This is a genomic window from Pseudomonas helleri (assembly GCF_009600315.1).
Classification (GTDB): domain Bacteria; phylum Pseudomonadota; class Gammaproteobacteria; order Pseudomonadales; family Pseudomonadaceae; genus Aquipseudomonas; species Aquipseudomonas helleri_A.
Map to the genome: position 1 here is coordinate 24,418 of NZ_WIWC01000018.1, position 13,174 is coordinate 37,591.

8 protein-coding genes are annotated in these 13,174 nt (G+C 61.2%); 1 reads left to right on the forward strand and 7 read right to left on the reverse strand.

Annotation, left to right across the window (positions count from 1 at the left end):
• Positions 1-122: 122 nt before the first annotated feature.
• Positions 123-1,316 carry a LysR family transcriptional regulator gene (locus GHN86_RS12725; protein WP_153386684.1) on the forward strand — a complete coding sequence of 398 codons (1,194 nt, stop codon included), beginning with the start codon at positions 123-125 and terminating at the stop codon, positions 1,314-1,316.
• Between the two features lie 97 nt (positions 1,317-1,413).
• Here the strand turns inward: GHN86_RS12725 and GHN86_RS12730 are convergent, their stop codons facing one another.
• The 7 genes from GHN86_RS12730 to GHN86_RS12760 all read right to left on the reverse strand — a co-directional run bounded on the left by GHN86_RS12730 (position 1,414) and on the right by GHN86_RS12760 (position 13,078).
• Complete coding sequence (locus GHN86_RS12730; protein ID WP_153378644.1) at positions 1,414-2,661, reverse strand: OprD family porin; 1,248 nt, start codon at positions 2,659-2,661, stop codon at positions 1,414-1,416.
• Between the two features lie 51 nt (positions 2,662-2,712).
• Complete coding sequence (locus tag GHN86_RS12735; protein ID WP_153378646.1) at positions 2,713-3,975, reverse strand: gallate dioxygenase; 1,263 nt, start codon at positions 3,973-3,975, stop codon at positions 2,713-2,715.
• A 24-nt stretch (positions 3,976-3,999) separates the two neighbouring features.
• Positions 4,000-5,340: an MFS transporter gene (locus GHN86_RS12740; RefSeq protein ID WP_153378647.1), complete on the reverse strand. Its 1,341-nt coding sequence runs from the start codon at positions 5,338-5,340 to the stop codon at positions 4,000-4,002.
• 200 nt (positions 5,341-5,540) lie between these two features.
• Positions 5,541-7,277, reverse strand: a complete 1,737-nt coding sequence (locus GHN86_RS12745; protein WP_153378648.1) for a tannase/feruloyl esterase family alpha/beta hydrolase — start codon at positions 7,275-7,277, stop codon at positions 5,541-5,543.
• Between the two features lie 97 nt (positions 7,278-7,374).
• Positions 7,375-8,748 carry an efflux transporter outer membrane subunit gene (locus tag GHN86_RS12750; RefSeq protein WP_153378650.1) on the reverse strand — a complete coding sequence of 458 codons (1,374 nt, stop codon included), beginning with the start codon at positions 8,746-8,748 and terminating at the stop codon, positions 7,375-7,377.
• Entirely contained in the window at positions 8,745-11,879 is a 3,135-nt protein-coding gene (locus GHN86_RS12755; RefSeq protein WP_153378652.1) for an efflux RND transporter permease subunit, read from the reverse strand. Before GHN86_RS12755 ends, GHN86_RS12750 begins: the two co-directional genes overlap by 4 nt.
• Before the next feature lie 2 nt (positions 11,880-11,881).
• A complete protein-coding gene (locus GHN86_RS12760; protein ID WP_153386686.1) occupies positions 11,882-13,078 on the reverse strand; it encodes an efflux RND transporter periplasmic adaptor subunit in 1,197 nt (398 codons plus the stop codon).
• Between the last annotated feature and the right edge of the window lie 96 nt (positions 13,079-13,174).

The window sequence follows — 13,174 nt, forward strand, 5'->3', positions numbered from 1 at the left end:
CGCACCCCCGGGCTGCGCCGCAGTAATGCGTAAGCCTGTTTCAGGTATGCGTTTTATTTATTGCCAGACCAGGGCACCAGAGGCATAGTCCGCCTCACACGCTGACCTGCGAGCCGACCTTTATGCAAACCCGTGAACTGCCGAGCCTGATGCACGTGCGCGCCTTTGTCCGGGTAGCCGATTACGGCAGCGTGTCCAAAGCCTCTGAGGCGCTGTTCCGGGCGCAGTCCGTGGTCACCCGCTCGATTGGCGAACTGGAAACGCGCCTCGGCGTGCCCTTGTTTGAACGTCACGCCAACGGCATGCGCCTGACCGATTACGGCACCCGTTTGCTGCCTCGGGCGCGGCGCGTACTGGCCGAGCTGGAATCGGTGCCGGCATTGCTGGCTGGGACCGACAAACACCTCAACGAGCCGCTGTATCTGTTTCAGGCCAGACGCTTGCAGGTGTTCGTCAAACTCTGCGAAACCCACCATATGCAAACCGTGGCCAGCTTGCTGGGCCTGAGCCAGCCCGCCGTCAGTTCGACCCTCAAGGTACTTGAAAGCGGCTGCGGCAAAGCGCTGTTCGAGCGCACGCCCCGTGGTTTGCTGCCGACACGGGCCAGTCTGGACATTCTGTTCCCGATCCGCCGGGCGCTGAACGAGCTGCGCCACATTGACACTGACCTCACCGCCATTCGCGGCCGCTTGCAAGGTGTTGTCCAGGTCGGCGCCCTGCCCTTGGGCCGCACCCGCATCCTGCCTGAGGCCATTGTGCAGTTGATGGCGTTGCACCCCGGCATTCAGGTGATCACCAACGAAAGTCCGTTTGATTTACTGGCGACTGAACTGCGTGCAGGCGACGTGGATTTTATCTTCGGCGCCTTGCGCTCGACGGCGTACGCCAGTGACCTGACAGGCGAAGCGTTGCTGACGGAGGAGATGGTGGTGCTGGGACGGCGCGGTCATCCGCTGACTGAGCAAGGTGCGTTGGCGAGTGAACTGAGCGGCGCGCAATGGGTTTTGCCGCGCGCGGGATCGCCCGCCCGGCATATGCTGGATGATTGTTTCAGCGCGTTCGGCATCGCACCGCCACGTCCTGTGGTTGAAAGTGGCGACATGGCGATCATTCGCGGCTTGTTGTTGCGCTCAGACATGCTGGCGGCGGTGTCGGCCCACCAGCTTGAGCCGGAGATCGCCAGCGGCGAACTGTGCATCCTGCCACTGGAACTCAAACACACCACCCGCCCAATTGGTTTGACCACACGCACCGCCAGCTTGCCGTCGCCGGTTGCTCAAGCGTTGATGGACATGATCCGCCGAGTGACCGAATAACCCCCCCCCCGTAGCAGCTGCCGCAGGCGGCGTCCGGCGGCGTAGCCGTCGTAAAACCTGCGATCGCTACGCAATCGGACGCCGCCTTCGGCAGCTGCTACAAAATACTCAACGGATAGCTGACGATCACCCGCGTTTCGTCAAACTCGTTGGTGCTGTAGTCCCGACGCATGGTGGAGTTGCGCACCCGCAGGTTCAGGTCTTTAAACGTCCCCTCCTGCAACACATACGCCAGTTCGGTTTCGCGCCCCCATTCCTTGCCGTCTGTGATGGTGCCCGTGTGTACGTTGTCGCCGCTGATGTAGCGGTTCATCAACGTCAAACCCGGTACACCCAGCGCCGCAAAGTTGTAGTCATGACGCACCTGCCAGGATTTCTCTTTGGCACTGTCGTAGCTGGCGTTGAACGAGTCGTTGGCCAAGGTGCCGCCGCTGGTGCCGTTGACCCGCATCCAGCCATCGTCGCCACTGACCTTTTGCAGGCCGACATAGAAAGTACTGGCACCATACCGCGCAGAAAGCAGCGCCGAAATCGTGCGGTTGTCCAGGTTGCCGGCTTTGGCGCTGCCGTCTTCGCTGCCGCGGAAATAACCCAGATTGGCGCCCAGCGTCCAGTCGCCCAACGGCTGGCTGTGGGTCACTTGCAGGTATTGCTGTTGGTAGATGTCCTTCAGCTCGGCATTCCACAGCCCGATCAGCGTGCGCTTCTCATTGAAGGTGTATTCACCCCCGACAAAGTTGAAGCGATCGGACGTGACCGCGGCGTTGCCCTGCATGAACATGTCTTCCATGCTCGAATCGTTACGCGGGCTGTTTTTGCGGAACTGGCCGCCATAGAGGCTCAGGCCGTCGATGTCCTGCGACGTGACTTGAGCGCCTTCAAAGGTTTGCGGCAATGAACGGCCATCGTCGGAACGCAAGATCGGCAGCACCGGCATCCATTCACCGACTTTGAGCACGGTCTTGCCGATTTTCATTTTGCCAGCCACCGCCAGACGCCCGAAGTCGTCAGCCGGACGCCCGTCGCTGCCCACCGGCAACAGTTGGGTGCCGCCGCTGCCTTTGCCGCCATCGAGTTTGATCGAGTACAGCCCCAAAGCATCCACGCCAAAGCCAACCGTGCCTTGGGTGAAGCCGGACTTGGCGTCCAGAATGAAGTTCTGTGTCCATTCCTGCGCCAACCCTTGGGCATTGCCGGGGTTGGTGAAGTTGCGGTTGATGAAGAAGTTGCGCAGGTTGAGGTTGACGCTGGCGTCATCGACAAACCCGGCAGCCTGAGTCGGTAAAGGCAGCGCGCAGGCCAGCGCCAGCGCGCAACAGGTGCGAACGTTCAGGGTGGAATTCATTGTTATTATTTTCCGTTTTTTGGTTGAGCAGATCGGTTTAATGCGCCGGGATCAGCGCTTGGCTTTGCCCGCCACTGAATAGAGCACTTGCTGGTTGCGGGTCTGGATAAAGTCTTCAAGGCGCTCACCACGCATCGCGGCATACACCTGCAAGTTGGGGATGCCCAGCACCGCCGCGAGTTTTTCCAGCACGAAGAAAATCACCCCGTAATGAATCAGCCCGCGCCAGTCACGACGGCGCAACAGGTCGCGCTCTTCGTCACTGAGTCCAGCCTCGCTAAACAGCACTTCAGGCTCGGCCAAAAAGCGTTCCCGCCACTCTGGCTCGATCATGCGGTGCAGGAATTTGTTGAGCCGATAACCCTTGGCACTGCGCTCCAGGGTGAACGGATAAGTGCCTTCGAGCTTTTCAATGCCGGCCAACTGGTGCTGCATGTGCGCCAGATGCCGCGCGTTGACTTCGGCGGGTACCGGGCGGTCCTGATTTTCCAGCAACAGCGTGGCAATTCCGGTCATGGACGGCAGGTAATAGTCTTGATGCAGGTTTTTCACGGTGGCCGACAACGCACCGCGCATGATCAGCCAGGTGATCACTTCCGCACCTTCCAGCCCGCCCAACGTGGCAAATTCGGCCAGGGTCATCTCGGTCAGACGCACCGGATCATTGACCAGCAGATCCACAAACTGCGCGTCCCACTCGGGGTTGTTAAAACCGCAGCGCTCGCCGTGAACCTGATGCGACACCCCGCCCGTGGCGACGATGGCCACTTTCAAATCCTCGGGGTAGCTTTCAATCGCCCGGCGCAGCGCCAGCCCCAGCTTGTAGCAACGCAACGCACTGGGAATGGGAAACTGCAACACGCCAACCTGCAACGGTACGATCTCTACAGGCCAGTCCGGCTCGTGGGGCAGCAGCGCCGACATGGGCGAGAAGAAGCCGTGGTCCAGCGGTTTGTCACGGAAAAAACTCATGTCGAATTCGTCGGCCATCAGGCTTTCGCCGATGTGCCGTGACAAGGCCGCGTGACCGCCAATGCCCGGCAACGAACGCGGGTTGCCGCCCTCGTCGGCCACTTCATAACGTTCGTCGACGCCCAGCGAGAACGCGCCGTAGTGGTCGAAGAAGAACGAGGTGACGTGGTCATTGAAGATGTAAAACAACACGTCCGGTTGCTGCTCTTTGAGCCACACCTTGATCGGCTCGAAGCCTTCAAAAATGGGTGCCCACGCCGCTTCATGCTGCTTGTCGTGATCGACGGCGAAGCCAATGGTCGGGGTATGAGAGACAGCGAGGCCACCGATAATGCGTGCCATGACGAGTTCCTTGAAATAAACGAATTAGTGCGCCAGCGCTGCGCGACTGATGGCGCGGCGACGTGCCCGGCCATTGCCCAGAATCGCCAGCGCGGCAAAAAAGGCCGGCACCGAGAGCATCGCAAACAGTAACGGCAAGCCCAGCCCAAGGCTGAGCACGGCACCGCCGATCAGCGAGCCGAAGATGGCGCCGAAGCGGCCAATGCCGAGCATCCAGCTGACCCCGGTGGCGCGGCAATCAGTCGGGTAAAAACCCGGCGCAAAGGCGTTAAGCCCGGTCTGCGCGCCGCTCATGCAAAAGCCCGCGGCAATCACGCCCACGGCCAACAGGCTGGACTCCAGACTGAACGCGCCGAGCAGCAGAATAAACGCGCCGCCCAAGGCATAGGACGTGGCGATCACGGCGTTGGGGTTGTGCCGGTCCATCGCCCAGCCCACCACAATGGCACCCACGGTGCCGCCAATCTGGAACAGCCCGGTGATGGTCGCCGCCCGTTCGATGGACAAACCACCGTCGCGCAGCAAGGTCGGCATCCAGCCCATGGTCAGGTAGATCACCAAAAGGCCCATGAAATACGTCAGCCACAGAGCCAGCGTGCCAAAGCGGTATTGGTCGGTGAACAACATACGCACCGGTGCTTTGTGTTGTACCTGAGGTTCGGACATGACAAAGCGTGTGGCCGCCGTAAAGGTGCCGCCCAACTTGTTCAGCACGTTAGCGATTTGACTGGCTGAGGCATTGTGCGCCGCCAAAAACCGTGCGGATTCGGGCAGCAACAGCCACAGGAAGGGCAACAGCAGCAACGGCATGATCCCGCCAAACAGCAACACCGACTGCCAGCCGTGGCTGGGGATCAGCCAAGCGGCGACAAAACCGCCCAGCCCCGAGCCCATATTGAAGCCGGTGAACATGATGGTGATGAACAACGCACGGTTGCGCTCAGGCAGGTATTCGGCCAACAGCGTGGTGGTGTTGGGCAACGCGGCACCCAGCGCCACGCCGGTCAGCAAACGCAGGAACGCCAGTTCATAGGGGTTGCGGGCGAAGGCGCAAGCCAGGCTCAAGATGCTGAAGCCGGTGACCGCAAACAGCATGATTCTCTTGCGACCCAAACGGTCCGCGTAGGGGCCCGCGGTCAGTGCGCCGATGGCCAGACCGACCATACCGGCACTCATCACCGGGCCAAATGCAGCCCGCGACAGACCCCATTCCTGAATCAGCGACGGCGCGACAAAGCCCATCACTGCCACATCAAAGCCGTCGAACAGCACCACGAAAAAACACAGTGCCAGAATCAGCCACTGGTATTTGGCCACGGGCCTGTCGTCGATCCAGGCTTTTATATCGACCGTTTCGAGAGTCATATTTTTCACCTTATTATTTTTGTAGTCATACCGATGGGTGCAGACACCAACGCGACTTCAGACAGCAGCCACACCCTCGAATCCTGGGCGTGACTCTAAAGCCGCACGGGCCTTCCCCGCCTCTGGGAAATCCTTAAGCGGGTATCGGTTTTACTTATCAGGTGATGTTAAGCGGGTCCCTCACGTCTTGGCCCACACCCTTAGCGTTGCAGCGGCGCATAGGGGGTAAAGAAGTCCGAGCCCATCCATTGCGGTGTTTTTTCATCCGCGCTGGCCTTGCCAGGTACGTAACTGTCGGCTGATTTCACATCGCCTTTGCCGTCATACACCGCCACATCCGGGTACGGGAACACCAGACGCGTGCGCCCTTCGTTGGCCGGGTCTTGCGCCACCTCAGGTATCAGCGGTTTTTTCTCGGCATTGGCCGGCAGGTTGGTCGGCGCGCCGAACTCGCTGGGGCCCGACTGTGTACTGCTGGCTTGCAGGGTCACGATGGCACCCGGCGCTTGGCCTTTTTCAACCCATGACATCATCGGCGTCAGCAGGTCGAGCAGGCTTGGGCCTTCACCACCGGCGCAGTGGTAAACGCCCGGCAACAGGTACAGGCGCTCAAAGGACTCGGCCTTCGATTTACCCATCTGCACCTCTAACGCTTGGTGATAAGCGATGGTGTTCAGCGGCGAGATATGCGGGTCGGCCCAGCCGTGCCACAGGATCAGCTTGCCGCCACGCTGCGCGAACGCCGACAAATCCGGGTTGGTGGCGTCGTACAACGGGTGCAGCGGGCGCAGTTGATCAAAGGTGCTGCGATCGAACTTGACGTCCGCCAAGCTGAAATCCGACCCCGGGTTGTGCTCGAAAGCCAGATTGCGCAACGCATCCAGCGCCATTTTTTCGCTGTTGATCGGCTGATCGACGCTGTCTGGTACAAACACCCCGGCCCACGCCAACTCGGAACCCGGCTGCGGCCCGGCGATGGTCAGGCGTTCGCCGCTCGCAGGATCACGCGGGCCTTCATAAAAGCGCCGCGCCGCGTTGACTTCTGCGGTCGTCAGGCAAGCCGAAGTGTCCGTGGCTGACGCCTTGCACTGCACCACGCCGGGGTCAAAATGGCAGGCCCGAGGGTCGCTGATCAGGCCATCGACCTGACCGTCCAGCCCGTCGCACTGTTGCAATACCGCCTTGTGCAGGATCGGCAAACGCGACGCGATCAAAATCGCCTTGCCCTGCTCGTCCGTATTGGAGCGCGCCTGCCAGGCGTGATAGATCGAGTTCTGCACCTGAAAATTCAGGGCCGGGGCCCCGGCGATAATGCCGTTGAAATCGTCCGGGTAACGCTGGGCTTCCATCAAGGCCTCGCGCCCGCCATCGGAACACCCGGTGAAATAGGCATACGTCGGCTGTTGCCCGTAGAACGTGGCGATCAGTTTTTTCGCCGCCAGCGCCGTCAGGTGCACGCCTCGGTGGGCGAAGTCTGCGCGCTTCTGCGGGTCGTTGCCCCAACTGTTGTCCATGCCTTCATGGCCCATATCGGTGGCCGCCAGAACAAAGCCGCCACTGTTGAGTGGCGCACAGCTGTCCGCCGCGCCCACCTGCATCGAAATTCGCCCGCACAGGCCGCCGCAGCCGACTTGCAGGTAGCGCTGAGTCCAGGTGTGGGTCGGCAGGATGACTTTGAAACCGATGCTGGGCGCCAGCGTGCCCTGCACTTCGCAGGCGGTGATGCCGTCGGTGGTGGTTTCGCTGGCCGAAAGCACTTGGCTGCCTTTGCCGCCGATGGGCTGCAAATCCGTCTGAGTCAGGGCCGCGCAACTGATGGCGGGTTTGACCACGGGCAGCGCCGCGATGGGCATTTGGGCATGGGCCAAACTGGGCAATTGCAGGAGAAGCACTGTGCTGCCGAGTAATAACCGGCGCAGGGTTTGAAGGGCGATCATGACAGCTCCTTTTCAATGAAATATCCGACGTAAAACCTGTAGTCGCTGCCGAAGGCTGCGATCGGTTGCGCAGCGACCGTAAAAGGTAGGCCTGCACTCAGTTCCAGCCACCGCCCAGCACTTTGTATAACGTCACGCGGTTGCTTTGTTCGGCCAGTCGCAGGGTGATCAGGTCTTGTTCGGCGCTGTACAGCGAACGCTGGGACACCAGCGCTTCAAGGAAGCTTTGCGAGCCTCCCCGGTACAACGCATCCGACAGTTCGTAGCTTTTGCGGCTGGCTTCGGTCAGCGCTTGCTGGGCGCTCAGGCGCTGGTCCAGGGTGCTGCGCACCGCCAGTGCATCGGCCACTTCCTTGAACGCGGTCTGCAAGGTCAACTGGTAGGTCTGCTCCTGAATTTGGCGCTCCACTTTGGCTGAGTCCAGCGTAGCCCGATTACTGCCCGCGTCGAAGATCGGCAGGCTGATGCTCGGCGCAAAACTCCACGCGCCGCTGCCGGCCTTGAACAGGCTCGACAGGCTGGTGCTGGCTGACCCGGCACCGGCGGTCAGGGTGATGCTGGGGAAGAACGCTGCCCGCGCCGCGCCAATGTCGATGTTGGCGGACATCAAGGTATGTTCAGCGGCCAGTACGTCCGGGCGACGCTGCAACAAGGTGGACGGCAACTCGGCTGGCACTTGCACCAGCATCGCCGCCGATTCCAGGCTGTCGCCCGGCAGCAGGTTGGCCGGGATGTCGCTGCCCACTAACAGGCGCAGCGCATTCTGATCTTGCAGCACCTGACTGGCGTACTCGGCCACATCGACCCGCGCCGATTCCACGGTGGTTTGCGCCTCAGAGACCGCCAGCCCCGATGAACCGCCCAAACCATGGCTGCGCTGGGTCAGTTCGTAGGTGGACTGCTGGCTGGTCAGCGTCTCTTGCGCCAACTTCAGGCGCTCGTTGTCCGCCGCCAACGTCAACCATGCGGTGCCCACTTCGGCGACCATGCTGATCTGGGTGCTGCGCCGGGTTTCGGTCAGCGCCAGATAGGATTGCAGCGCTTCGTCCTGAAGGTTTTTGACCCGCCCGAATACGTCCACTTCATAGCTGCTCAACCCCAGTTCGGCACTGTAGCTGTGGCTGGTGCTGCTGTTGGCCCGGCTGGAACTGCCGCTGACGCTGGCGTCGATCCCCGGAAACGAGGCGGCACGCTGGATGCGGTATTGCGCCTGAGCCTTTCCGATATTCAGGCTGGCCACCCGCAGGTCGCGGTTGTTGGCCAAGGCCAGGGTCTGCAACTGCGCCAGCCGCGGATCGGTAAAAAACTGCTGCCATTGAATGTCCGCCGCCACCTGCCCTTTGGGCGTGCTGGCACCCGGCAGCCATTGCTCGGCCACCGGTGCTTGCGGGCGCTCATATTCAGGCGCCAGATTGATGCAGCCAGCCAGCAGCGCGAAAACGGCCAGCAGCGGCCAACGAAAGCGACTCATGCTTCACCTGTACGGTCAGTGGTGGGGGTCGACACGCGGCTGAAACGGCGGCGAATCAACACGAAGAACAGCGGCACAAAGAAGATCCCCAGCACCGTGGCGCTGAACATGCCGCCCAGCACACCGGTGCCGATGGCCTGACGCCCGGCCGAACCTGCGCCGGAACTCATGGCCAGCGGCAACACGCCAAACATAAAGGCCAGCGAGGTCATCAAAATCGGCCGCAGGCGCTGGCGCACCGCGATCAGCGTGGCGTCGATCAAACTGTTGCCCTGCTCTTGCAGGTGCTTGGCGAATTCGACGATCAGAATGGCGTTCTTCGCCGCCAGCCCCACGGTGGTCAACAGCCCGACCTGAAAGTACACGTCATTGCTCAGGCCGCTAAAGCGGGTGGCCAACACTGCGCCCACTACGCCCAACGGCACCACCAGCATCACCGAAAACGGCACCGACCAGCTCTCGTACAACGCCGCCAGGCACAGGAACACAAACAGCACCGAAATCGCATACAGCAACGGCGCTTGCGAGCCGGACAGACGCAGTTGATAGGACTGCCCCGTCCATTCGTAGCTGATGCCTTCAGGCAGTTGCTTGATGATCGACTCCACAGCGTCCATCGCCACCCCGGAACTCACGCCCGGTGCCGGATCGCCCACCACCTCCAGCGACGAACTGCCGTTGTAGCGTTCCAGCAGTGGCGACCCGGAAGTCCATGAGCTGCTGGCGAACGAGGAGAACGGCACCATTTCGTCATTGCTGTTGCGCACAAACCAATGATCAAGGTCGTCAGCCTGCATCCGCGACGAGGCCTGCCCTTGCACATAAACCTTTTTCACCCGGCCCTGATTGAGGAAGTCATTGACGTAACTGCCGCCCAACGCCGTGGATAACGTGGTGTTGATGTCGCTGGTGGTCAGGCTCAGCGCCCCGGCCTTGCGGTCATCAATCGTCACCTTGAGCTGCGGCGTGTCGTCCAGACCGTTGCTGCGCACGCCTTGCAGGCGCGGGTCTTGCTTGGCCAGCTCGATCAATTGTTCACGCGCCGCCACCAGCGCTTCATGGCCCAGCCCGGCGACGTCCTTGAGTTGCAAATCAAACCCGGAACTCTGTCCCAACCCGCGCACGGCCGGCGGCTGCATCACGAATACATCGGCATCGCCGATGCTCGACAGCGCCTGCGTGGCGCGCTGCGCGATGGACGCAGAATCCTGCCCGGCGCCAGTGCGCTCGCTCCAGTCCTTGAGACGGATAAACGCCCGCGCCGAGTTCTGGCTGTTGCCGCCCATGCCCATGCCGGAAATGCTGATCATGGCCTCGACTTCCGGCTGTTGCAGGATGTAGCTCTCGAACTGTTTGAGCACCGCTTGAGTGCGGTCATCGGTGGCGCCCACCGGCAATTGCATCTGCGCCATGAGGATGCCCTGATCTTCATCGGGCAGGAACGAGGTGGGCAGCTTGATGTAGCCCACCGCCATCGCGGCGACCACCAACACGTAGACCATCAGGCTGCGGCCACTGCGCTGCAAAATCTTGCCGACGACGGCTTGATACGCCTGCGCGCCGCGCTCAAAGGTGCGGTTGAACCAGCCGAAGAAACCGGTCTGCGGGCCGTGCCCGTTAGGGTCAACCGGCTTGAGCAAGGTTGCGCACAGGGCCGGGGTCAAGGTCATGGCCACCAGCACCGAGAGCACCATCGCCGACACAATCGTCACTGAAAACTGGCGGTAGATAATCCCGGTCGAACCGCTGAAAAACGCCATGGGAATAAACACCGCGCTCAGCACCAGAGCGATACCGATCAAGGCGCTGGTGATTTCATCCATCGACTGACGCGTCGCCTCCAGCGGCGACAAGCCCTTCTCGCTCATCACCCGCTCGGCGTTTTCCACCACCACAATGGCGTCATCCACCAGCAAGCCGATGGCCAATACCATGGCAAACATGGTCAGGGTGTTGATCGAGTAACCAAATATCGCCAGCACACCAAAGGTGCCCAGCAGCACCACCGGCACGGTAATCGCCGGGATCAGCGTGGCGCGAAAATTCTGCAGGAACAGGAACATGATCAGCACCACCAGCACGATGGCCTCACCCAGCGACTTGACCACTTCTTCGATGGACAGGCTGACAAACGGCGTGGTGTCGTAGGCGATCACGTTTTTGAGCTGCATTTCACTCGGGTAGTACGGTTCCAGCTCGGCCAGCTTGGCCTTGACCGCTTCACCGACTTTCAGCGCATTGGCGCCGGTGGCCAGTTGCACGCCCATGGCGGCGGACGGTTTTCCATTAAGGGCCGAGTTGACGTCATAGCTGTCACTGCCCAGCTCGACCGTGGCCACCTCACCGAGCAACACCACGGCACCGGCGCTGTTGGACTTGACCACCACATTGCGAAATTCTTCAGCGGTTTGCAGCTTGCTGCGCGCGGTGATGGTGGCGTTGAGTTGCTGCCCGGCCGTTGCCGGCAAAGCGCCGAGCTGGCCCGCAGAGACTTCAGTGTTTTGTGCTTCCAGCGCCGTGCTCACATCGGACGGCATCAGCGAATATTTTTCCAGCAGTGCCGGGTCCAGCCAGATGCGCATGGCGTAGCCCGAACCCATGGCCTTGACCTCGCCCACGCCGTCGATGCGGCTGATGGAGTCGAGCAAGGTGCTGGAGATGTAATCGCCAATCTGCGTGCCGGTCACGCTCGGGTTATCCGAGGCCAGCGCGGCAATCATCAAAAAGTCCGAGCCACCCTTGGTCACGGTCAGGCCTTCGCTCTGCACCGAGCTGGGCAGGCGCGATTCCACTTGCTGGAGTTTGTTTTGCACCTGCATCTGCGCGACGTCGGGGTCAGTGCCAGCTTCAAAGGTGAGGTTGATACTGGCGCTGCCCGCCGAGCTGCTGGAGGCCGACATGTAGGTCAGCTTGTCGATACCGGTCATTTGCTGCTCGATCACCTGAGTCACCGAGTCCTCCACCGTCTTGGCCGAAGCACCGGTGTAGGTGGCGGCGATTTTCACCGTCGGCGGGGCAATGTCCGGGTACTGTTCAAGGGGCAATTGGGTGATCGACAGCGCGCCCGCGAGCATGATCACAATGGCAATCACCCAGGCGAAAATCGGCCGATCAATAAAGAAACGCGCCATGTTCAACCCTCCTTGGCAATTGCAGTGGGCGCCGCACGGGTCGGCAGCGAACGGGTTTCGCTGTTTTGTGCCAATACCTCGTTGCCCACTCGGACTTTCTGCCCGCCCTCGACAATCACCTGATCACCGGCATTCAACCCGGAGGTGACCCACCATTGATTGCCCACGGCACGGTCAATGGTCAGCACGCGCTGTTCGACTTTGCCCGCGACCACTACCAGCACCGAGGTCACGCCACTGGCGCTGCGGATGACGGCTTTTTGCGGGATCAAAATGGCTTTGTCGTCGATGGCCTGATCCAGCACGGCGCGCACATACATGCCCGGCAACAACAGGTGATCGGGGTTGGGGAACACGGCGCGCAGGGTCACGGTGCCGGTGCCTTCAGTGACGGTGACGCCGCTGAATTTGAGGCTGCCGGCATGGTTGTAGGTGCTGCCATCATCGAGCTTGAGCAGCACCGGGGTTTCGCCCTGACCATTGTTTTGCAGGGTGCCGCTGGCCAGATCGCGTTTGAGACGCAGCAACTCGCTGGTCGACTGGGTGACGTCGACATAGATCGGGTCCAGTTGCTGCACGGTGGTCAGTGCGGTGTCCTGACTGGCCACCACCAAAGCGCCGGGGGTCACGGTAGAGGTTTCGATGCGGCCACTGAGCGGCGAACTGATGCGCGTGTAAGCCAGATTGATGCGCGCGGTTTCAACGTCGGCCAAGGCCACTTGCAGGTCGGCCTCGGCGGTTTGCAGGCTGACCTGCGCGTCTTCATTGTCTTGTTGGCTGATGGCATCGATCTTCGCCAGTTGCGCATCGCGACGGGCCGTGGCCTGGGTGGACTTCAACGTGGCGCGGGCCTTGGCGGCGGTGGCCTGCGTCTGGGTAAAGGCCGCCTTGTACGGCGCCGCGTCAATTTGATACAGCGCCTCACCGGCCTTGACCTCGGCCCCTTCGACAAACAGGCGCTGCTGCACAATGCCACTGACCTGCGGACGGATCTGCGCAACCATAAAGGCTTGGGTGCGCCCGGCCAGTTCAGTGGTCAGCGCCTGAGGTTGCGGTTGCACGGTCAGCACCGACACCTTGGGGGTCTGCGCAACGGGGGCGGAATCACCCGCCGAACAGCCGCTCAGCACAATAAGCAGCAGTAACGACACCACCACGGCGGCGGTGACCAAGGATTTGGTAAAGAGTTTGAACGACATATCTGCCTCTGCATGACGGGGGGCGTTAGCCATGACCCATGCTGCGAGACAAATGTGCAGGAAAATTGAAGATTGTCTGCACGTCTTGAATCTTCG